Below are 20,513 nucleotides of genomic sequence, written 5' to 3' on the forward strand. Positions count from 1 at the left end.
GGAAGCGGTTAGTGGTGGTGTCGGTAGATGAGGACGCGGTCTGGGTACTCGCGGACGTCGAAGACGTCGCGGTAGAGCATCTCGAGTACTGGATCAGGTCTGCCCGGGGCGTGGTTGGGGATGAGTTCGGGGTCCCAGTCGAGCGCGTCGACGATCGCGTCGATGGCCTCAGCGAGCGTCGGGAACTGGGCAACGAAGGCCGGGTCCTCGCTCAGTTCTTGCGCGGTTGGCGCGACCCCCTCGGGCGAAGTGGTTTGTGGCGTTCGCGGGTGTTCAGGGTTAGTCATCGAGGTGGTCCTTTCTGGTGTTGTAGTTGGAGGCGCCGGTGCGCAGCAGCGGCTGGAATTCGTCGAGGCTGATTACGGAGAAGAGCTGGTCGTCGAGGCCGGCTTCGCTGGCGATGCGGCGGGCGAGCTGGTCGCGTCGCCTGATGGTGGGGGTAATCCAGACGACGGCGGGGAAGAGGCCGGTTCGTCGCTGTTCGAGGCCGCTACGGCGGTAATGCTGATACTGGCGGCACTTGGCGACGATGCGTGCGGGGTTCTCCGTGGCGAGGTCGACCTCGAGAAGCCAGTGGTCCTCGTACCCGTCTGGGGTGCTGGTGACGACGGCGAGGTCGGGCTTGAGGAAGATCCGCTGGCCGGTCGGACCAAGGTAGGGGCGCCAGCACGCGGGCTCCGGGGTGATGCTCTCGACCTTGAGTTCGTGGGCATCGTCGAGTTCGGCGAGCTGGACGCGGAGCTCTGAGATGGCGAGGGTGTGCTCAAGGAACGTGAGGGACGGGTCCTGATCGCGTCGGTAGCGCTTCTTCCTTTGCTCGGGATTCGCGTCGCCGTTGCCTGCGAGGCGGGCGCCGCGGTTGGTGATGGTCCAGATGCCGACGCTGGAGCCGCGCGCGTGTCCGCCGACGGTGCGGGGGAGGACATGAAGGAGGCCGATGCTTCCGAGTTTCTGCAGGAGTCGGTTGGTTTGGCGGGCGGCGGAGCGGTCGCTGCCGTACCTGGCGCGGGCGGCTCGGGCGAGTTGTCGGCTGGTGGCGTAGCGCTGTTCGAGCAGGAATCGGAGGACTGCCTGTTCCTGCTCGGTCGGCCTCTGCTCCGCCCCGGTCCGTCGTCGTTGGCCGCTCATGTGAGCCGTCCCGGGCGGCGGGCTGGTACCCACCGGAACGGTGGGTGAGTCATAGCCGCAAGGGGAGCGGATGTGGCGGGTTGTCGGGCGAGTACGGGCGTGTTCAGGAGAGCGACGAGTCTGCCGACGAGTCTCTGTCTCTCGGTGTGGGAGACGTGCGTCATGCGCGCTTTCTCCGCCCGACTGGCTCGGTGCTCGCGTCGTGCGCAGCGGCGTCGGCCTGAGGGTCGAGGTGTAGGTCGCGGCGGAGCGCCGCGTCGATCTCGCTCACGGGACGGCCATAGCGCTCGGCGCTCTGTTGGCGGATCTCGATCGCATCCGACACGACAGGCGGTGGCGGCTGGGTTGCGGCGGAGAACCAGCCGGTCTGCTGACCTTGCTGCCGGAGATTCACATAGACGTGGTGGGTCGGTAGGAGCTGGAAGTCCTCAGTGGCAAGCTCGCGGGTGGTCTTGGCGAGCGCTGCAGCGTCTGCCTGCTCCAGGCCGAAGACGATCTTGCTGCGAGCATTCGTGTCGATCGCCGAACGCATCGTGGCCGGAAGCTGGTCTCGGTACTGGTGTGCGAGGTGCCAGGCGGCGCCGAGGGACCGGCTCTGGGCGAGCGCATCGGCGAGGTCGCCGGAGGCGGGGAGGGCGAGGTAGTCCTGGACCTCGTCGATGTAGAGCGACGCGATCGTGCGCTTCTCCTGGGGTAGGGCGCTGCGGCCGAGGATGATCGGCCAGAGCGATCCCACGACCAGGGAGCCGAGGAGCCGCGCGAACTCCGGTCCGAGCAGTCCCTTGTTGAGCGAGATCAGCAAGATCTTCTTCTTCGTGAACAGCTCCGAGAGGTCGAAGCGGGAATCGGACTGCCCGAGGACAGCGCGCATGCCCGGGCGGATGAGAAAGCTGCGTAGCTTGTTCATGGCGGGCCCGATCTCCATGGCCTGCTGCTGCGGGGTGAGCGCGTCGTACCGCGCCCAGAAGGCGCTGACACCGAGCGGGTCATCGATGCGGCTGGTGATCCTGCGCCGGAACGACGAGTCGGTGAGCAGGGTCGGCAGCCAGAGCAGGTTCGCGCCGGGAGTGCGGGCGAGGGTGAGAAGGGCGGAGCCGAGAACGTCTTCGGAACGGACGCCCCAGTTGTCGAAGATCCCCTTCAGCGCCGCCATGAGCGAGTCGGTGACCAGCTCGGGGCTACGGTCAGCTCCGGACAGGACGTTGATCCCGACCGGCCGATCAGAGAGCGGGTCAATCACGACGACGTCGCCGCGTCGGTGCTCGGGAACGCGCTCGAGGACGTCACGGACGAGGTCCGCTTTCGGATCGACGACGAGCACAGGACGGCCGGCGACCATATCGGCCACGATGAGCGAAAGCATCGCCGTGGACTTGCCGGACCCTGTAGGACCAAGCAGGACCGTATGGAATGCCGCGTCCTGGATCGGGCTCCCCACCGATTGAATGACCCCGGGCGCCGTTGTCGCCGCGAAGGCTCGTCCGCCGTCCTTGAGTCCAGGTGGGGCGGGCAGAAGCCGGGGATGCTCGGCTGGCAGCCCGGGCAGCGGCCCGTCGCCGAGTGGCCAGCCTAGAAGGGGCAAGAGTTCTGGGACGGACAGGGCGAGTCGGTAGCTTCCCGGTCGTCGAGCGGCGTTGAGGGAGCCCGGCGACAGGCCGTCGAGGTGCAGGCGGGTTCCGGCTGCTTCGGCGACCCGTAGCGGAACCTAGCCTTCGAGTTCAGTACGCCAAGCGACCGCACTGGCTACGTGAGGGCGCTTCAGCATGTCGACGAGTTCGAGCTAAATCTTGCCGGAAAGTGGCTGTTCAAGATTGACGTCGAATAGCGAATGCCAGTCTGGCCACAATGGGTGCTAGCATCCCAGCTCGCTGATCCTCGTCTTGTTTCAGAACTTCAAACGCAACGAAACTTTATGACGGAAGCTACGATCACGTGGGGTGCATTACCCGCGCAGGCGACCGTTAGAGACGAACCCTTTAATGGGTTCCCGCCTTCGTGGCCGGCGCCTAGCTACTCCGATTGACAAGTGACGCCATCGTCTAGGTGAACGAGCATGCAGATTACCGTCGGTGTGAAGCGGTGGTGAGCCATCCGGCGAGCACGTGTCACCGTCGAGAAGCGAGCTACGGGCAGTGGAAGTCGGGCCGGCGGAGACGCGACGTCTCAACGCTGGTGCTACAGCCAGAAATCAGGCAAGGTGTTGCGATGCAGTGCATCGTTGGAACCCGACAGCCACTCAGCTCCAGCGCACGTGTCCGCAACATTTTAGAGGTGTGGATGGTCCGGGTGGGGTACTCCGCTCGCCTGGCCGGAAATGAGGTTTCTTACGCCACGTCGGTTGGGCGGTACTGTCGCCGGCCGGCCGCCTAACGTCCGCGGATGTATACGCGCCGACCATCCGTGCGGGTAGATGCCGTCTCCATCACAAAGCGGTCAGCGGAAACGGCGCGAGCCGAAAGCCTGTCAGCTCCCGGACTCTCTTTTCGTGCGAGACGGAAAGTCTTTTCTCCGCTCCTTGACCTGACCTACCCCAGCCAGATGTGTAACTCGCGAATACCAGCGTTCGTACCCCAAGATTGCTGAGGTGGAAGATTGAATGTAAGCCCCGAGAACCGTCCTGTCCTTCGAGTGCAAAGCGTAGGCAAGGAGAGGGAAGGCTTAACCGAAGTGTTCTGCCCGGCACCTCCACTTTCTAGCGAAGGTGCACCCCAGACTATCGCCAAATACGTCGCGGAAACTGACTCTGTCACGTCGACGATGCAGTCCGCAAACGTCCTCAGCGTCTGTTTTGAGCCCACAAATGCATGTCCCGGAAAATGCCCGTACTGCCTAATAGAGTCCCATGTCGACGAAGCCTCCCCTGACGATCTCGACCACGTTCTCGGACATCTATTGCGTGCGGGCGTTCGACGAATAGGTTTCGGGGGTGGAGAGCCTCTGCTTCGACCTGACCTGTTCGAGATGGGACGAAATCTTCGGAATCGCGATGTTGGTAGTCTCCTTCGAACTAGCGGTATGTTCCCGATTGACCCGAAGAATGCGGCGGATGCATTTGATTGGATCGACCTTTCCATGGACAGCTCAAATGCGGAGATCTTCAAGCGATGCCGCCCAGGAGTGCCCTTGGAGGTACTCCAGGCGAACATCCGGGACCTGATCACGTCTGGTGCGCGCGTTCGCGTCAGTATCCTTTTGACGAGCAGAAATGTCTCAAGTCTTTCCGAAACCGTTCGATGGCTTGCCGAGGAAGGCGTTTCGCAAGTTAGGGTGCAGCGACTAGTCCAGAGAGGTAAGGCCGTTCGGACCTGGTCCAAACTGAAACTAAGTACCCTCGACGAAGACGCGGCCGTGAACTTTGTCCTCAGCGAGGCAACCAATCGCGGAATTTATGCACGCGAGCTGATGAGTGTTGGGTCAACTACGCTCTGTATCGTCAAGGCAAATGGTGAGGTCTTCCGAGGTACGCCAACCGGAATAGAGAAAATGGCGAGTGTCTGTAACGGGGACTGGTTTACCGAGAGTTCCAATTCTATCGGAGAGGCGCAGCGAGCGACCTACATGGTCCAGCATGATGCGCACACCTACTGAGATGGACCGACTTCGCGAAGCGGCATCCGCAATACTCGGAACAGATCACCTCACGGTTGTATCGAAGCGATTTGCGGAACTGTATCTGTCCGATACCCATGTTCTGAAATTCGCAAAACTGGAGGGTTTGGTAGGACAAGGGCTGACCGGAGAGTTCAAGTACCTTCGAGCATTTGCCCCAGAGGTCGACGCGAAGTTCTATCCCGGATCGAGTGCTCAGGGACTCTGCTTACGAATGCGGCGCCTCTTACCGGAGTCCCAGCTCTCCCAACATCTGTACAGCTGCGAATGTCAAAGGGCCGACCTTCATCTTCGAGAAACGATGTGTGATCTAGTTGCTCTGCGAACACCAGTCGCTGAGCATCCAGCGCGGGAAGTACTCGATGCTCTCCAAAATAACGTCAAACGGCAGTCCAATCTCGACGAGTATTTGCCCGAATATCAGATCATTGTTCACGATTTGATCAAGGATGCAGAAGAAAATATCCGATTTCTCGCGAATGAACCTATTTTCGCCACCGGAGCTTCAATTGAGGTAGATCTCCATGGCAACTTGTTCAGCACTAATGTCTGGCGGGTTGATGACAAGTTTATCGCGCTAGATCCAACCTCTCGCAGCCTTCTCCCGAGCAGCTTGCGCTTAGTTGGCATCATCGTGGATTTCATACTGTTGCACCCTGTTCGGCTAAAAGTTGCCGCACTTCGTTCGGCGCTTGAGTTGCTGGCTCCAGAGGATGAACTGCTCTTCTTGATCAGTAAGCTTGCGTTGGTTGTCAAACTCCTGGTACGTATTCGGTTTGCAACCGCCGAAATTCTGTTAGCTGATACAGAAGGATGGAATCGAAGACTCGATACGAGGATCATCGCAACCGGTCGCGCCGGGATCTTATCCGTTCAGCGGTTGCTGGAAGAAAGTTGAAATGATTCGCTCCGATTGGCTGCGCCGGAGAGCAGCTGTCGCGCCTCTCCCCCTAAGCGAAGAACCGGCATTCGTCATGGGGCAGCTCCTGTTAGAAACTCTTGAGCAACGCCGATCGCAGCTCATTGGTCGTGCTACAGTCCTCACCGCGGCAGACAGCGCTTTAATCTTAGCTGTTTTTCAGTTCGTCCTCGGTCAATCTGCGACGACCCCGTGGATTTCAGTCGTCATCGGTATTACTAGTCTTCTCCTCAGCGCGATGGCGCTCATCCTAGGGCTTCGTCTTATCGGCGGTGTCACTCGTAGGACCAGAAAGAGTCCGAAATTCCGGCGTGATCAGTTGCTGTTTTTTGGCACCGTTACCAAACTTGATCAAGCTTCGCTCTCGCTTCGCCTAAAGGCGATGACTGCCGAAGGCGCAGTAGACGAGTTAAGTGCGCAGGCAATTTCTCTGACTCAGGTGTTACGCAATCGCTACGATGCGCTGAAGCGCTCTTTTTCTATGACGCTCTGGGCTGTTGTGCTATTGATTTTGGCGTACTTAGCATCGTATTATGAAGTTGTGAACGAAACAATAGCGCCTCTATTTGAGGTCTTAGTTAAAGGAGGCATCAAATGATCGTAACTACTTTGGGAACGGGTTCGATACTTACCGACCGCCTTAGCTCGTGTTTTATCGTCAATCGGGATCTAATGATTGATGTTCCTAACGGTAGCGTGAAGGCCGCGAGACGAGCCGGATTTGTCCCGATGGAAATTACGGCGTTGCTCGTTTCGCATTTTCACGCGGATCATTTTTTTGATATCGTGTTCCTGTTGCTCGAGCTTGGCTTGAGGAACGTCCGTGAAAATGATTTTATCATCGTAGGCCCTCCCGGAATTGAAGCGCGCACGGTGGAGTTGTTCGATCTCGCTTACCCTGAATCAAGAGAACGAGTTATGCAGAACTCGCGTGCGGTTTTTATCGAAGTGCTAGAAGGCGGCGAATCGATTTCGATCGGTGATTACGTGATCACACCCAGAATCGTGAAGCACACTGTTGAAACTGCGCTTGGATTCGAAGTATCGGACTCCACGACCAGTGTGGGATTTTCGGGAGACAGTGAACTCTGTCAGTCGATCAGAGATATTTGCAGCAACGTATCGACGGCTTTCTTCGATACTTCTTTTCTGACGGGGCGAAAGGGCCACATGGGCCTAAGTGATATCAAGGTGCTCATCGAACAACATCCGGGCCTTCGAGTCATTGCGACACACATGAGCGACGAGGTCTCGACGCTAACGGGGATGGTCATGCCGCAAATACCTTATGATGGGCAGGAGTTTACGATTAGCGCAGCGAATGGCTGAGTCGGACCGGGTCTTCGCATGGCTCGGGCTCGGCTCGGAGTTCAGATCTGTGCGTGTTGTTGGCGCCAAGAGTGATGTCCTTTTGAATTTTGACGAACTCGTTAGGCCATTCTGGACTGAGATTCGCAGTAACTCGTCCCTCATTCATCTAGCTCAAATTGAAGTTAGGCAGAGCGCTACAGTAACAAGTAGCATCGCTCGAACTGTGATTCGTGGACACGCTACCCTGTGGGTGCCAATTACTGCGGATCGAACCAGTGTTGCGCTCGCATTATTGTCATTTATACGGGCACTCGCGAAGGCCGACGCCGAGTCAAGAGTGGGTGGAGTCAATGTTCACGCCGGATGCGTCGCTCGGGGAGGAAGTGGACTCCTGTTGTCAGGGGAACGCGGTGCTGGAAAGACTACACTGATATTGCGGGCCATGAAAAGAGGACTGTCGTTCGTTTCCAATGATCAGACGATGCTGGTCAGAGACTCGTCAGGTTTGCGTGGATTTGGCTATCCTGCACTTGTCGCCGTAAGGGATAAGTCCGCACTCAAGGATTTTTCGAAGTTTAGCCCGGTCAGAAGTTTCATGTCAGTCGATGGGGATGCGGATGGTGTCCGTAGAGAGTTTTCGATAAGCGACATCTGCCGAAGATATAACGTCAATTGTGAAGTGTCGGCTACAATTTCGACTCTCGTGTTGTACGCGCAGGATGCCAATCTGGCACTCCCGCGTGTCGAGCAAGCCGATCCGCATCATTGGGTCAGCACATCCCGGCTTCCTCTTATTGAGACGTACGCGCCGTCTCTCGTGGAAGACGTGCGTCAAGTTTTGGGTCTTAAGGTGATAGAAGAACAAAGGTTTAGCTTGCCGCCCCACCTTAAGGTATTCAATGTGACGGCACCTATCGGTCAGATTGATGAAGTCGTGCAAATTCTCAAAGAATTGGTGTGAATACACCCTATCCTGCGCGTCTGGCGCTGAGAATTTCAGCCATATGAGAGTTTTGCCTTCACAAATAGGCTTTGATGCTTCATGATTACTCAATATATGGTCCAAAAACTTCTGATACGTATCTACCAGCTAAAGGTCGTGCTTTCTGCCATAGGCGTCACCTCGGCAGGAATTGGCCTCCTCCTGATTGTGAATTGGTTCGAAGGCAGTGACTCTGTTCCACGGGTGGTGAGCGTAATCTTGAGTGGTTTAGCGGATGCCTTCCTCGTTGCCGGGCTGATTGGCGTCGCTGTCGACTTCCTCACAAAGCGTGATAGAGATGCTCGCGACGATTCCCGGGTACGCCGCCTTCTTTCCGACTCTGCGCCGGCCTTTACCGACGCGGTCGTCCGCGGGTTCGCCTCGAGTCCTGACGATCTCCGTCGGGTGGCCACCCCTGCGCTCCTGGATGAGCTCGCTACGAACGCCCTCGGCCTCCGCCTTGGTGATTCGGCGTTTGCTCGTGAGATCTACGCTGACCTCCGTGACACCGTGGTTCGCGCTCGCGAGCGTTGGCACGACGTCGACGTGCGCATCAGGCTCTCCTCTTTTGAAGACGAGGGTGCCGGCGGTGTTCCTCGGTTCGCCGTTACCGTGACCTGGGAGTACTCGGTCATCCCCAGTAGCCCGGTTCAGCGCTTCGCTTGCACCTCGGATCGTGACGAGTTCCACGAGCTGGTCTCGGACATCCCCTCGACCTCGACTTGGTTCATGACACCGCGCCCCGGCTTCAATGCCAGCAGCCGCGACGCATTCGAGCTCCTGCAGTTCAGCGTCGACGGCGAGGAGAAAAAGATTCGCCGCAGCGCCCGTAAAACCGGCCAGACCTACTCTGTCGGGATCGGCGACGACGCGGTCCGTGATGGTCGCATGGTCAGGATCCGCCACGTCTACCGCACCATCACACCGCGAAGCGGTCACCGCCTCTACGTCGCGATCGCGCAACCGACCAAGGGCCTATCGCTCACCATGGACTACACCGACACGGACATCGCGCACTTGAGCGTCACAGACCTCGTCTCTGCAGCGCAGCGCCCGCACATCTCGCGGCTCCCTGAACAGACTGCAGCCCGGGAGATCTCGTTGGATGTCCCGGGCTGGCTGCTTCCGAAGGCGGAGGTCACTTTCGTGTGGGCCCTCGCCAGCGAAGTGTCTTCAGTAGACGCTGGAAGCGCATCCGCCGCCAGAGCCGCGTAGTCGGGTTCATCGCCCCAACGAAGTCGCCACCGCTCATTTCATCACCTCGCCTCGCGCTTCGAGGTCTGCCGTCTGGCCCGCCGTGGTCGTGATGCTACTCATAAGTATGTAGACCTTCAAGTAGCACCACACGAGGCTCGATGACATGGGAGGTGAGCTGCAGAAGGTCTTCGGACGCAACCTGCGCCGCCACCGCGAGTCCCTCGGTCTCAGCCAGGAAGCCTTCGCCGACGAGCTCGGCGTCCACCGCACCTACATGGGCGGCGTCGAACGAGGGGAGCGTAACCTCACGCTTCGCTCGATCGAGAAGATCGCCGGCTCGATCGGGCGTAACCGCGTTGAGATGCTCTCCGAGGTTCGCTAATCGCCAGCTTCGTACTGCACGCCGCCGGAGTGGGATCAGGACTGCGCAAAACTGATCAGCCGCGACGGCCCCTTTCTGTCCGGTGCAGCTAGAGATGCCGCAACACCGCGCCAAGCACCCAATGGAGCCGGGTGGCACTCTCGACGCTCTGATCTGAATAATTTGGTGACGCTCAGTACCTGGCCCGATGCTCACCCACATGTCGTCCTCACCCGCGTGCCGAGGACCACCTCAAGCTCAAGAGACTCACCGAACAGTGCGCCGTTCCAGCGGTGTCGAACGTCCGCACCAGCCGCGCGGCTGGCACACACTCAGCCGTGCTGAAGTGCCAGCGATCATCAAGACCCGTCGCTTCGTCGTGCGTGGCAGTGCACCAGCTGGCGCAGCACCTCGCATTCCAGATTGGCTGCTATGTCTGATCCTGCATGGCCCGGTCTCCCTATCATCGGTAGCTGTGGGACACGGACGTACCTGGAGACGGCGTAGCGGGGGAACCGAGCCAGGTGAAGCCACGGCGAACACACCGCCTGGGTACCTCGACGGCGGCGACCAGTCGGCGGGTGACCGTGTCCCTCTTCTGCGCCGGCTCCGAGTGCATCCTGAAGGCTTCCCGTCGTGCATCGATATGACCTTTGACATGGCCGTTCTGCGGTCGCCCTTCCGCGACGGATCTGCCAGCGTGCTGCGTTCTGTCGCGGAGTCGTCGAACCGCCCCGCGATCGACGGAGTTCCGCATGCTGGACCACGCCCATAGGGCCGCGACGAGGAGCCATGAACCTCGAGGGACAACAGGCACTCAGAACACCACGGGGCGAGGAAGTCCCACATGGTGACCGGCCTCTCAGCGCCAGGTCAAACTTGTACATCCTGGCGCGAATTGCGCTGGCCGGGTGCAGACCCGGGCGTGTCGGGAAGGGCAACTCCATATCTATGTAGTCGATGGCGCCTTCAGAGCCCGACGCTGGCGGCAATGCCTTCGTATCGCCACACAACGGGATGATGCGATGCGCCGTGGCTCCAGAACGGCCGCTCGATGATGTGTTCTATAACCCCTTTACCCTCAGGCAGACGTTGCGCTGCACGCGCAAGGACCAACACGATGTCATTGCTCAGTCGAACATCAATCACCCGGCGAACGCGGTCGAGCATGAGTCGATGGTGATCATGGATGGGGGCGCTCAGGAGAACCAGCTCGTCGACAATGGCGCCGCTGTTGACGGCACGAGCCACGACCTCGGCGCCGTAGCTATGGGCGAAGACGGTGCCCAACCCGGCTGCTCCTCCGATAGAGTCCGCCCACCGTTTGAACCGCTTGCCGCCCTTCTCACGCTGCTGGTCGCTATACGCCCCGGACCAGGCGAACTCCGTACCGCCGCCGTAAAGTGTGGGGCGAGAGCTGCCTTTGATGAAGGCGTGGAAGTCACCCTCGGGGTACCACCAGTCTCCCTTCCAGCCCCAGGTCCCATGGATCATGGTTGACGTGCGTTCCGCTGTCACGACGCCAGGCGGCCGAGGACCGACCGTCTCGAAACTGGCGTCGATGGAGGCCGACGGACGAAGGAAGGCTGCCGCGGCCAGCTCGCGGACGATCGGATCCGAAGATCGCCGGGCGAGCTCGACGCGCCATGCAGCAAAGGTGATGATTGCATATCGGAGATCATCAGTGCGCCCGAAACGTGCTGCGTCGGACAGCGAATCCCGGCCGGACTCCGCCCAGGACGAGCCCTCCCATTCGATTGTCTCCCCCTCAATGTCATCTTCTACTGGTGTGGGTCGCAGAAAGGCTAGATGGGCATCTCGCCAGGGAAAGTCGATGGACGGTCCGCGACGCATCATCCTGTTCCACGGCCGGTCGGACCGCACCCCGAGACCGCCGCGTGTACCGACGTGTGAGTTGAGGGTCGCTACCGACGCGGTCACGGACTCACGTTCGAGGGTGCTCACCACGCCATTCACAAGAAAACCCAGCCGAGCTCGCCCATCCGCGTACTCGTTCAAATCACGCCACGTACGCCGACGGTCCTCGTCCGGAGACGCCCCCTCCCTCAGCATCGCCGCCGCGTAATCGAGTTCGGACACCTGACGATCTTCTGCGTCAATTCGCAGGGCACGAAGCGGGAGGTCGGGGTCGAACCCAAAGCGTGCCATGATCTTTAAGGGAACAATTGGTCTGCTGACGTCCAGACCGACACCTGCGTCAAGCGTGCCGGCGATGGCGAATCTCGACGCGTTGGAGCCTTCGTACTCAGCGATTTCCTCCAGCGATTCCGTTCCGGAGTATGCAGTGAACGCTTCCAGTTCTTCGTCGGCCATGCGATGCCTGCCTTCTTCCGGGAGCGCGGGTGGCCCTGACCGTAGCAGGGTCAAAGACAGTGGGGTAGCGACCTACACGAAGAGCCACCACCGGTGCACAGGGCTCGTCAGGTCGTCGAGTGGTGACCCGCGCTGGTCGTCGAGTGTGGGACGCTGGAGCTCAGACGACGGGGCTGACGTGATGTTTACCCTGAGGAAGAGGTCCGCTGTCGACGCGGGGGCTTTCTGTCCGTGATCGGTACACGCGGGCACATATTGGGAAAAGACGTCGGGATGAGCGAGACTGGCCACATGGTCGACACAAAGCTCACGAAGTCCGCAGGGGAACATTGGGTCTGCTCGATGCTCAGCCGAATGAACTGGGCGGTAGCCCTCACGCGGGACGGCCTGGAGCGGACCGACATCCTTGCCGTTCAGACCTCCGGGGAACGCCGGGTGGCTGAGATTCAGGTCAAAACTGCCAACGACACTGGGTCGAAGACGAGCTGGCCTATCACGACCAAGTCGCAGTCGATCGCCCTAACGGACCGCGAGTGGTTCGTCTTCGTATGGCTGTCGGGGACGCGCATCGTGTCGCCGCGCGCCTTCATCGTTCCGCGAAATGTCGTTTCGGCTGCAGCCTGGATTCAGCACCAGGCGTGGCTCACCGACCCTTCGGCTTCAGCAGGCAAGCGCAACGCTCCGGTCGACCGGGCACGTATCACGATGCCCACCTGGGCCGGGTACGAAGATCGCTGGGATCTGCTGGACTCTTCCGCCGATGACGCACCCGTTCTCCTTCCTCCCGGCATGCGCGCCCAGGCGCTGCTCGACCGTGTTGGGCTTCCAGCCGGGCACCCCTGGGAAGTCGAGCTCCCGGACTGGTGAACGCGGTCGCTCGTCACTGATGAGCCGATCGTGATGCTGGCTGTGCTCGCTGAACTGCCTGCGCCGCGGCCAATTGTGTCCGGGCCCGTGGTTGGCGCACACTAGGGGAGTGGCAATCAAAGTGACCCTTGTTGACGACCTCGATGGACTGCTGGCACCAGATGGTTCGACCGTACGGTTCTCGATCGACGACGATGTCTATGAAATTGACCTGTCGCCGAAGAACCGCCAGAAGCTCCGAGCGGCGTTCCGTCCCTACATCGATGCCTCTCGGCGGGCGCGCTACAGAACCACTGGTTTACCGACCGTCGGGCCGAAGAAGTAGAGTCTGTCCGGTGTCGTAGTCAGTTGCACATTAGGTGCGGTAGGTTATGCCTGGCCTGAGATGATCGTTGAGCGCCTCTAGCATCGGCTTTAGGCAATAACGCAACACTCACCTCAGAGGATTTGATGGCCCAGAAAGTAACCCGTCGTCGACGACATCGATGGCACCCCGCTCGACGGTGATTGAGGGACTATCGAGCCGCAGCTCGAGCGCCTTATCGTACTGCTCCGCACGTCGAAGTACCTGGATCTCGTCGACGCGCGTCGAAAAGTACTTTTCCCGAACCCGGGAGAACCGGACATTCTTCCCCCGCTGGCGCTCAGCAGCAGCGATCTCCCGCCTGAACTCGTCGATTGAGAAGAGTGGCTCCTCAGGTGCGGCCGACAGATCGACCTCGACTGTCGTCTCGCGCCAGGTGGTCGACGTCGTCGACTCGCAGATGGTTTGGGGAGGTGGACGGGGGACGCGGCGCAGTGGAGTCGGGCTCGGAAGAAGTCGCCCCCTCAACGTCTGGCCTGTAGCCGCCGCCGAAAAGTGAGCGAAACGAGCCCATGCCAGCGTCTTCCCTGAGCTGCCGCGGGGCTACACGCGGGGCAGCACCAGCTGCCCGCTTGAGGTGGCCGCTGGCCCAACGCAAAACGACGCTGCCCGCCCCGGCCGAAGCCGGGGTGGGCAGCGCGCGGTTCAGTGATCCGGCCGCGGAAGCGGCGGGCCGCTCCGACGCGCCCGCGGGCGTGTGCAGACCGTTGCTTGAGTACCTCATCTTCATCGCGCCGGTCGCAGGAGGGACTCGAAGATGAAAGTTGGACGTATACGTTGCCTGCCGCTGCATCGAAGGAACCTACGGCGGGGAGAGTGGTCTACGGTGACGGCATGCACGAATCCCCTGATCCGCCGTCAACAGGGGAGTGGGCGCTGCTACTGCGCAAGCCTGCACGTCCGGTGGCTTCGCTTGATCGGATGTCTATTCCCGACCAGCCAGGTGTGTATCTGTGGCGCCACGACGACACCGCAGTGTATGTCGGTACTGCATCCAGCCTCCGCGCGAGGCTATGGGGCAAGCACCTCGGAGCAGGCCGCAGCCTGGCCGGATCGTCGCTGCGCCGGAACGTGGGCGAGCTGCTACTCGGCGTCCCGCCTGCGGTGACCAGTAGCCCAAACCGCGTGAAGGTGACCAGGCCGCAAGCTGAGGCGATTCGCTCCTGGCTTCTGAGCTGTGACTTGGCGTGGCAAGCCTGCGACACCGCGGCGCAGGCCAGGCTGCTCGAAACGCGGCTGAGAGACGCGTACCTACCGCTACTCAACCGTATATGACAGGGACCTCAAGATTGACTAAGACGCCTAGGAACAAAGATTACCAAATTCCCGAACCGACGCAGGAGGATCTTGAGCGCATCACGCTGCTTCTTCGTAAGATTGGCGGCGCCCATGTGGTCTGGGGAGCGCAACAGACGTTCGAAGTATGGGCCATCGAACAGCGCGCGCGGCTCGATCAGAAAATGTCTGCGCGGCTCACCGCTGCGTCCTGGGCGCTCGTGGGCGCGACGATTGGCCTTGTAATCTGCACCGCCGGACTGATCTGGGCCACACTGGCAGTACAACTGTAGGTCGTTGCGCTCATTCACTGTGTTTAGACGTCTCAAAATCAGGGCGAGCGCTTGCCCAATCTGGCAAGTGCCGACCGCGCGCTGCCAATCAATCTTACGCAGCTCGCTATCCGCCGCCGACACTTGAGTTTCTCGGCGGCGGAAAATTTCTCGAGCGCTGTGTATAAAGTGACTGTTGGCGCTAGATACCGGAATCTACCTTGATCGCCGGGTTGGAAAACGAACTTGCGGCGAGTCGCCACATGAGCCACCACGCATACATAGCCGCTGCCGAGAACTCGGTACTCGCTAAGAAGAGCCCGTGAGCGAACTCATTCCGCAAGTTCAGCCCAGCGGGCGAGCAGAAGAGTGCGCGGATGACGAAGGCGACGTCTTCCCCGAAGATCTCCGTCGACTCCGGCTTTTCCATAAGAGCGGACAACCCAACTTCTGTCTCGATACCGCCCTTCAGCACAATTGTAGCTACTCCTGCGTCTCTTAGATGGACGCGAACTAGGTGCTCAAGTTGCGGAGTGAGCAGCTGCGCCGCGGTCATGAAGTCGCCGTCGAAGCCGTAGAAGAGTGCTCGCCCGTACATTTGTGCGCGTTCGCCCGGGACAAGTCCTTTGGAGCGAGCCGTCTCAACGAAGTACGAACGACTCAAGCGATGCTCCGTGCTGAGGACCTGCCAGGCGGGCATCAGAAAGCGGCGCACGGTGCCGACGACCTGGCCGGTGAGATCGTCGACCATCCTTTGCCAGACTCCGCCAGGGATGCCAAACTGGTCGCCATCGGTATTCGCCACCTGTCTTCCGTCGTTAGTCAGACGTTCTCGTCTCACCCTTCCGAACGGGAACGCGTGGACCGCGGTCTCGGCCCGATCTCGTGCGAGGGTGAACGATGGCAGCGTTGCAACCTCTAGGAAGCGCTCAGCGGCTTCAGCATCGCTTCTACCCGTCATGGAGCGCATCGTGCGCTCATAGGCCTCAGAGACATCCACCTGGGTGACCCGGGACGTCATGAAGGACACCGTGGTTTGACGTGCCACTCGGATGCTGGCAGCGAGCTCGGCGCCGAGATTCTGCACGCCGCGAGACTCACGATACGCGCGCGAGAGTTGGCGAACGACGTCGTGAGCGAGCTGGAGCTCCGAAGCCGCCTTAATCGACGAATCCGCCCGTCCTTGCTGCAGCAGCGCCGCAGCGAGCCTCTGGCGACATAGCACTACCGACAATAGGTCGTCTGACGCCGCCTCTTCGTCGCCCGCCTGGTGGTGCCACTCCGCGGCCGCCTGGAAGAAGAACGAAGCACTGGCGTCGTCAGTTGCCTCGCCGGCGAGACTCCGAAGGTGTACTGCGATCGCGGCGGCCCAATGCTTCGCGAGCTTCTGCGCGCGCAGGAGATCTGCAAGCCACACCGTTCGAAGCTCGGGCTGCGGGGCGAGCAGTTTCTCGACGAGTCCAGCTTCGAGCAAGACGAGCTGGTCGTGGGTCGCTTTGCCGTGCATGCGCGCGAGTTTCAGCGCGCGCGACCAGACCTCAATCACGTCTGGCTCGACAGCGGTGTTTTCGAGCGCGTCCACAGCAAAATCGAGCGTTGCGCGGACGAGCGCCGATCTGTTGCTCCCGCCGGCGCGCTCGGCGAGGATGTCTCGCCCGATGAACTGTTTGACAAACGATGTGATAGCGCCGACGTTCTCCTGCAGCAGCCGCGCGTCCTCGTCGGTAAGCGAACCAGGAGTCAACATGACGCCGTCAGGACCGCGTCGGAGCGATCCGTAAGGTTCCGCTGAGCTAGCCGGCCGAAGGAAAAAGTCGTCGAGTAGCTCAATCACGTACGCGTTGGTGTTTGTCTCGCTGGGACACATGGCATTGACGCTACGGCTTTTTTCGTGTCTCGGTTCGACCGGCCTTGCATCGTTTCGGCGTGCACCGCGAACCTCTCTCGCTCGCTGGACTACCCATTCATGCGTGCGTCCGCTGCTCTATCCGGCGCGGCAGCTCTCCGGCGCCTTGATCCCTCGACGTGGGAGAGAGCGGATGATGTGAGTGTGGAAGCGTTCGCGATGCTCGTGCGCTCCGTCGTGGAGGTCGGGTCGATTCTCGAGGGACCGGTACGGGATCGGATGGCGTGATCTGGCGGCCCTGTCAGCCAGCGGACAGTGCGGTTCACGCGACGTCGTCTCGCGCCTTGCGGCGTCCTGAATTGAGGTCCTCGAACGTCCCGTCGAGTGATCTGTCCCCGTGGGCACGAGGGTCGCCCGCGCGCACCAGAGCCCGGCGAACCTTAGTCTTTCGTGGGCCCTGCCTGGAATTGCAGGTTGAACGCGTAAATCTGCAGGATCCCGGCGTCAGGAATTTCGAAGGGGTCTGATTGAAATGACCCTCCGCACAGTCATTATCGGCGGGTGCCGTCTTGATTCTCGCCTGCGTCGGTAGCCGGGTCGCCGGCTGTTCGATCTTGCAAGCATCCGTGCCAGAGTGTGCCTTGGCCCGCCTCGGGTTGCGCGGACCACATGAGGCGTTCAGGTCGGACAGCTTTCTAACCGGGGAGGAAAGTTGTTCAGACCTCCAAGCTCGGCGCCACGACGTCCACGGCTGCACACACACTTCTCGCCACGAACGGACGAAACCCACGCCACAGGAAGCGAGACGACAGCTCGTGTCACGGCGTCAACCCTGCAATATTTCGACGAGGTCGGAGGTGCTGCTGAGCAAGATCGTATTGAACCGCTTGTCGATTTTTCCTTGGCGAAGGCGGTGAATCCACTGTTTCTCCGTCACGAGCACGTCACAGTAGACGGCGGCGACTGGGAGAGCAAGAAGGTCATTGAAATCGTTCGGCTCCCATTTTTGTTCGTCTTGCCGGAGCTTGGAGGAGCGCATTACGTTCGTGACGTACCTCGTTGGAAGGTCGTCCATAAAGGACACAAGTTCGCTTGGCAGATGGGTCGCTGGGAGGTCTTTCCAGGTTAAGTCAATTCGAGCCAGTGCTTCGATAACCGCAGGACGAATATCTCCGAGATCGGAGGCACGAACGGCTAGCTCCAGTAAGTCTCCGGTAAGACCTTGATGCCGAAGGTCGGCTCGAATCGAATTCTCGTGGTCGACATAGCGTTGCCCAAGCTCCCGCTCCGCTGCTTCGGCCTCGCTGTCGTCGTCGAGCTTTGTGCGAAGCAGCCCTTCCTCGAACAGTCGCTCGTAGGTTCGCTTCGCGAACGCAACGGCGCCGGGTCGTTCGGATGCGCTGTCCTCGAGAAGCCGACTCAGGTCAAACTCGGGTGGCGAAAATGCACCTGCGGTGATGTGGGACAGACCGCGCCCAAAGACCGCCAGCTGCCTCGGAGGGGTCGGGTGGTCGAAACGACGGCGTAGCGCCGCGTCGATCTCGGCTGGGAGCACCTCATGGGCGCGGGCGATGGTGTCCTGCTGCGAGAGCTCAGCCATTACGCCGGCAACGTCGTTGCGCGAGCGATCATCGCGGCGTCTTCCGGTCTCCACGTAGCGGTACATGTCGAGCGGGAACGTCGCCCTGCCGGACGTGACCGCCGCGCGGGCCTCGGACAGTGCGTCTACGAACTGCACTCCGAGCCGGTGGCCCGTCGCCGCGCGAGCAAGATCGACCCACTTGTTCTGGTCAAGATAGATGCGCAACATAGGAGCTATTCTCGCGCGGCTTGAGTTTTTGTGACCTATGAGCTGTCGTTCGTTCTCAGAAAAGCATGCTCGATCTGCAGATCCGCGACGGCCCGCCCGCCTGCACGTGCCACGCCTGCCGCGCATCTTCGGAACGACGTCGAGCACAGAGCCGCAGCTCAGGAATGCCGAGGGAGGATGCGCGTTCAGTGCTTCGTCGCGGAGATTCCCCGCCTTGGCGAGACGGTCCATCAGCTTCGGGTGGCTCGCTCTCGCAGAGTTCCTAAGTCCGGTGAAAAACCTAGGAATATCGCAACCCTCTCCCCTAGCGCTTCTGCTTCCGCAAGGTCATGGCAGCCCACTCGGTGTACGCAGACGCCCGACCGTTTGGTTCGATCTCATCAGCTCGCTCCGTTGCGGCGATGCATTCGAGGAGCAGCTCGAACGCTGCGCCGTATCTGTTCCGCACGACTGAGTGCCTGGATCTCGTCGAAGGGCTCCGTGAATTGCTTTCCCCGAAATTCCGAAACCCGACAATGCTCAGCCGCTTGCGCTCCGCCGCCGCAACCTCCAGCTCTACTTCCACGATAGAGAGGAGCGGGTCCTCGGACGCGCCCGACAGATTGACTTCGAAAGTCGTCTCTCTCGCCCCGTGGTCGAGGTCGTCGTAACGCGGATGATGTGAGGCAACGGGGGAAGGGGCGACGGCAGCACGGAGTCGGGCTTGGAGGAAGCCTCGTTCGTGCCCTGTGGCTTGTCCCCGCCGCCGAAGAGTAGGCGAAACGAGCCCGTGCATGCGTCTCCCTTCAAAAGCCCCCATTGCCTAGCCCGCGTGTTGCAGACCTCCTCGTCTTTACGGCTGGGGCTACGCGGACTTCTAGAAAGAGAATTCACTCTTTGAGTAGTGTTACTACACTTTCTCGTAAAAACGTGGACCTTGTCTTACGGCGTGCAGGATAGCGAGCCACTTGAATATCTTCAACTTGGAATCCGACCAAACGAGAGAGATGTGCGATGAGCAAATCGGAAGCGATCACATATGCTTGATCGGGCTTCCCGTGTAGCGAGTTGCCTACAACGATCGAAGCGCGACCGCCCGGCTTCAGTGCGCACGCAACTTTGGTCAACACCTTTAGCATGTCGTCGACGTAGCCTTTTACAACTTGCACTCTCCCGGACGTGTAGCGATCGTTCGGAACCGCATTGATGATCGGAGAAATCAGATAAGCGATATCGTCCGCGAACTCGAGTCCCTCGAAGTGATAGGCCTCTTCCCACTTCAAGCTACTGTGGCTCCTGAGTGAGCTGTGTCGCTGGTTTGTAAAACCGCGGGAATCCTCGTATAGCCCGAGAAGCCACGCCTCCATCTTATAGACTTCCGTATAATCAATGTTATTAGGATAAGGCGGTGAAAAGACCGACAAGTCGTAATACTCAGTTCTGGGTATCGCCGCCTCGCGCGAGTCTGCAAGAGTCGTGGACGAGATAAAGGCTTCAGCAGCGCTGCGAAGGTCCTCGGTCATCATCTGCGAGGTTTGCAAGAAAGTCGTGGTTGGTCGAACAGGCCTCTTTGCGGGGACGTGACGTAGTGCGCGGCCGTCTCTGCGTAAAGTACTCGCCGGCTCGACGCTTGAAGCAAGAGCAAGATCAAGGAGTAATCTGGCGGATGTCGAAGACGCGCCTTCCTTCACCTGGTTTACTGACGCTTGTAATGCTTGCAGTTCTCGTAGCATCGTTGTGGGAAAGTATTGAGCGTTTTGGAAAGTAGAGAGCCTCGGGATGGGCGCAAGCCCATCCTTCTCGGAGAGCGCTCGTTCCGCGACAGTTTCCGCCAAGCGGGCGGTTCCCTGAGGAGGGTCAATGAGCGCTGCAGTTTTCGCTGTTGTAACTAGATGCAGAAAAGGATTTACTTCGGCAGCGTAAACTTCCACGTGAGGGAGGGCGCCGCTTTGCGCCATCATGCCTGCCGAGACGGCAGTCGTGCCGCTGCCCGCGAACGGATCAAGTAGCCGCAAGCCGTCTCCCATAGGATAATCCGACTGATCTAGTAGTGTCTCGAGCAAGTCTCCCGAGTATGCCTCCTTCATCCTGAACCAGCGATGAATCCGTGTATTTGAGTTGTTGTCAGCGGTAACTAAGCGAGCCAGATGCGGTGCGGGCTTGACCTCAAACGCAAGTTCCAATTCACCATAAAAAGCATCGAGCTGGTCTAAAGAATCGGTGTTAATGGTGTTCCAATCGAAAATTCATGAGCAACAA

At 60.0% G+C, this 20,513-nt stretch carries 18 protein-coding genes; 11 read left to right on the forward strand and 7 right to left on the reverse strand.

Annotation, left to right across the window (positions count from 1 at the left end; translation table 11 throughout):
* Positions 1 to 8 precede the first annotated feature (8 nt).
* The 3 genes from EDF36_RS16435 to EDF36_RS16445 all read right to left on the reverse strand — a co-directional run bounded on the left by EDF36_RS16435 (position 9) and on the right by EDF36_RS16445 (position 2,491).
* On the reverse strand, positions 9 to 287 hold the full coding sequence (locus EDF36_RS16435) for a hypothetical protein (protein ID WP_123733806.1): 279 nt from the start codon (positions 285 to 287) through the stop codon (positions 9 to 11).
* Positions 280 to 1,128: a replication-relaxation family protein gene (locus tag EDF36_RS16440; protein ID WP_123733807.1), complete on the reverse strand. Its 849-nt coding sequence runs from the start codon at positions 1,126 to 1,128 to the stop codon at positions 280 to 282. Before EDF36_RS16440 ends, EDF36_RS16435 begins: the two co-directional genes overlap by 8 nt.
* A 160-nt stretch (positions 1,129 to 1,288) precedes the next feature.
* Positions 1,289 to 2,491, reverse strand: a complete 1,203-nt coding sequence (locus tag EDF36_RS16445) for a hypothetical protein (protein ID WP_397459911.1) — start codon at positions 2,489 to 2,491, stop codon at positions 1,289 to 1,291.
* Between the two features lie 1,394 nt (positions 2,492 to 3,885).
* On the opposite strand from EDF36_RS16445, the gene EDF36_RS22000 reads away from it, so the two are divergent.
* The 7 genes from EDF36_RS22000 to EDF36_RS16465 all read left to right on the forward strand — a co-directional run bounded on the left by EDF36_RS22000 (position 3,886) and on the right by EDF36_RS16465 (position 9,528).
* Positions 3,886 to 4,716 (forward strand): radical SAM protein, encoded by an 831-nt coding sequence (locus tag EDF36_RS22000; RefSeq protein WP_123733809.1) that lies wholly within the window; start codon positions 3,886 to 3,888, stop codon positions 4,714 to 4,716.
* On the forward strand, positions 4,697 to 5,635 hold the full coding sequence (locus EDF36_RS20965) for a hypothetical protein (RefSeq protein WP_148060072.1): 939 nt from the start codon (positions 4,697 to 4,699) through the stop codon (positions 5,633 to 5,635). Before EDF36_RS22000 ends, EDF36_RS20965 begins: the two co-directional genes overlap by 20 nt.
* Before the next feature lies 1 nt (position 5,636).
* Positions 5,637 to 6,254: a Pycsar system effector family protein gene (locus tag EDF36_RS20970; RefSeq protein WP_148060073.1), complete on the forward strand. Its 618-nt coding sequence runs from the start codon at positions 5,637 to 5,639 to the stop codon at positions 6,252 to 6,254.
* Positions 6,251 to 6,985: an MBL fold metallo-hydrolase gene (locus EDF36_RS16455; protein WP_123733810.1), complete on the forward strand. Its 735-nt coding sequence runs from the start codon at positions 6,251 to 6,253 to the stop codon at positions 6,983 to 6,985. The genes EDF36_RS20970 and EDF36_RS16455 overlap by 4 nt, the downstream gene beginning before the upstream one ends.
* A 424-nt stretch (positions 6,986 to 7,409) precedes the next feature.
* Positions 7,410 to 7,928 (forward strand): hypothetical protein, encoded by a 519-nt coding sequence (locus tag EDF36_RS20975; protein WP_148060074.1) that lies wholly within the window; start codon positions 7,410 to 7,412, stop codon positions 7,926 to 7,928.
* Positions 7,929 to 8,009: 81 nt separating this feature from the next.
* On the forward strand, positions 8,010 to 9,164 hold the full coding sequence (locus EDF36_RS16460) for a hypothetical protein (RefSeq protein ID WP_148060075.1): 1,155 nt from the start codon (positions 8,010 to 8,012) through the stop codon (positions 9,162 to 9,164).
* 145 nt (positions 9,165 to 9,309) lie between these two features.
* Entirely contained in the window at positions 9,310 to 9,528 is a 219-nt protein-coding gene (locus tag EDF36_RS16465; RefSeq protein ID WP_123733812.1) for a helix-turn-helix domain-containing protein, read from the forward strand.
* A gap of 948 nt (positions 9,529 to 10,476) precedes the next feature.
* On the opposite strand, the gene EDF36_RS20980 is transcribed toward EDF36_RS16465, so the two are convergent.
* Entirely contained in the window at positions 10,477 to 11,841 is a 1,365-nt protein-coding gene (locus tag EDF36_RS20980; RefSeq protein WP_148060076.1) for a hypothetical protein, read from the reverse strand.
* Positions 11,842 to 12,132: 291 nt separating this feature from the next.
* Between EDF36_RS20980 and EDF36_RS16475 the strand changes: the two genes are divergently transcribed.
* The 4 genes from EDF36_RS16475 to EDF36_RS20985 all read left to right on the forward strand — a co-directional run bounded on the left by EDF36_RS16475 (position 12,133) and on the right by EDF36_RS20985 (position 14,640).
* The gene (locus tag EDF36_RS16475) at positions 12,133 to 12,708 is read left to right on the forward strand and encodes a hypothetical protein (RefSeq protein WP_123733916.1); all 576 of its coding nucleotides are present in this window, start codon (positions 12,133 to 12,135) and stop codon (positions 12,706 to 12,708) included.
* A 109-nt stretch (positions 12,709 to 12,817) separates the two neighbouring features.
* A complete protein-coding gene (locus EDF36_RS16480) occupies positions 12,818 to 13,033 on the forward strand; it encodes a histone-like nucleoid-structuring protein Lsr2 (RefSeq protein ID WP_185020521.1) in 216 nt (71 codons plus the stop codon).
* Positions 13,034 to 13,993: 960 nt separating this feature from the next.
* On the forward strand, positions 13,994 to 14,347 hold the full coding sequence (locus tag EDF36_RS22005) for a GIY-YIG nuclease family protein (RefSeq protein ID WP_397459912.1): 354 nt from the start codon (positions 13,994 to 13,996) through the stop codon (positions 14,345 to 14,347).
* Positions 14,344 to 14,640 (forward strand): hypothetical protein, encoded by a 297-nt coding sequence (locus tag EDF36_RS20985; RefSeq protein ID WP_148060077.1) that lies wholly within the window; start codon positions 14,344 to 14,346, stop codon positions 14,638 to 14,640. The genes EDF36_RS22005 and EDF36_RS20985 overlap by 4 nt, the downstream gene beginning before the upstream one ends.
* Before the next feature lie 181 nt (positions 14,641 to 14,821).
* Here the strand turns inward: EDF36_RS20985 and EDF36_RS16485 are convergent, their stop codons facing one another.
* The 3 genes from EDF36_RS16485 to EDF36_RS20990 form a co-directional block, all read right to left on the reverse strand.
* Positions 14,822 to 16,486, reverse strand: a complete 1,665-nt coding sequence (locus EDF36_RS16485; RefSeq protein ID WP_123733815.1) for a DUF4209 domain-containing protein — start codon at positions 16,484 to 16,486, stop codon at positions 14,822 to 14,824.
* 805 nt (positions 16,487 to 17,291) lie between these two features.
* Positions 17,292 to 18,275: a hypothetical protein gene (locus tag EDF36_RS16490; protein WP_123733816.1), complete on the reverse strand. Its 984-nt coding sequence runs from the start codon at positions 18,273 to 18,275 to the stop codon at positions 17,292 to 17,294.
* A gap of 869 nt (positions 18,276 to 19,144) precedes the next feature.
* A complete protein-coding gene (locus tag EDF36_RS20990) occupies positions 19,145 to 20,281 on the reverse strand; it encodes a hypothetical protein (RefSeq protein WP_148060078.1) in 1,137 nt (378 codons plus the stop codon).
* Positions 20,282 to 20,513: the final 232 nt, after the last annotated feature.

Origin of the sequence: Rathayibacter sp. PhB152, assembly GCF_003751395.1 — a bacterium.
Taxonomy (GTDB): Bacteria; Actinomycetota; Actinomycetes; order Actinomycetales; family Microbacteriaceae; genus Rathayibacter; species Rathayibacter festucae.

Excerpts from the sequence above, each read along its gene's own strand:
- EDF36_RS16465 (WP_123733812.1), top strand. The coding sequence starts at position 9,310 with ATGGGAGGTGAGCTGCAGAAGGTCTTCGGACGCAACCTGCGCCGCCAC.
- EDF36_RS20970 (WP_148060073.1), top strand. The coding sequence starts at position 5,637 with ATGATTCGCTCCGATTGGCTGCGCCGGAGAGCAGCTGTCGCGCCTCTC.
- EDF36_RS16475 (WP_123733916.1), top strand. The coding sequence starts at position 12,133 with ATGGTCGACACAAAGCTCACGAAGTCCGCAGGGGAACATTGGGTCTGC.
- EDF36_RS20965 (WP_148060072.1), top strand. The coding sequence starts at position 4,697 with ATGATGCGCACACCTACTGAGATGGACCGACTTCGCGAAGCGGCATCC.
- EDF36_RS22000 (WP_123733809.1), top strand. The coding sequence starts at position 3,886 with ATGCAGTCCGCAAACGTCCTCAGCGTCTGTTTTGAGCCCACAAATGCA.
- EDF36_RS16485 (WP_123733815.1), bottom strand. The coding sequence starts at position 16,486 with ATGTGTCCCAGCGAGACAAACACCAACGCGTACGTGATTGAGCTACTC.
- EDF36_RS20975 (WP_148060074.1), top strand. The coding sequence starts at position 7,410 with ATGAAAAGAGGACTGTCGTTCGTTTCCAATGATCAGACGATGCTGGTC.
- EDF36_RS16490 (WP_123733816.1), bottom strand. The coding sequence starts at position 18,275 with ATGTTGCGCATCTATCTTGACCAGAACAAGTGGGTCGATCTTGCTCGC.
- EDF36_RS20985 (WP_148060077.1), top strand. The coding sequence starts at position 14,344 with ATGACAGGGACCTCAAGATTGACTAAGACGCCTAGGAACAAAGATTAC.
- EDF36_RS16460 (WP_148060075.1), top strand. The coding sequence starts at position 8,010 with ATGATTACTCAATATATGGTCCAAAAACTTCTGATACGTATCTACCAG.
- EDF36_RS22005 (WP_397459912.1), top strand. The coding sequence starts at position 13,994 with ATGTCTATTCCCGACCAGCCAGGTGTGTATCTGTGGCGCCACGACGAC.
- EDF36_RS16435 (WP_123733806.1), bottom strand. The coding sequence starts at position 287 with ATGACTAACCCTGAACACCCGCGAACGCCACAAACCACTTCGCCCGAG.
- EDF36_RS16445 (WP_397459911.1), bottom strand. The coding sequence starts at position 2,491 with ATGCTTTCGCTCATCGTGGCCGATATGGTCGCCGGCCGTCCTGTGCTC.
- EDF36_RS16440 (WP_123733807.1), bottom strand. The coding sequence starts at position 1,128 with ATGAGCGGCCAACGACGACGGACCGGGGCGGAGCAGAGGCCGACCGAG.
- EDF36_RS20980 (WP_148060076.1), bottom strand. The coding sequence starts at position 11,841 with ATGGCCGACGAAGAACTGGAAGCGTTCACTGCATACTCCGGAACGGAA.
- EDF36_RS16455 (WP_123733810.1), top strand. The coding sequence starts at position 6,251 with ATGATCGTAACTACTTTGGGAACGGGTTCGATACTTACCGACCGCCTT.
- EDF36_RS20990 (WP_148060078.1), bottom strand. The coding sequence starts at position 20,281 with ATGGGAGACGGCTTGCGGCTACTTGATCCGTTCGCGGGCAGCGGCACG.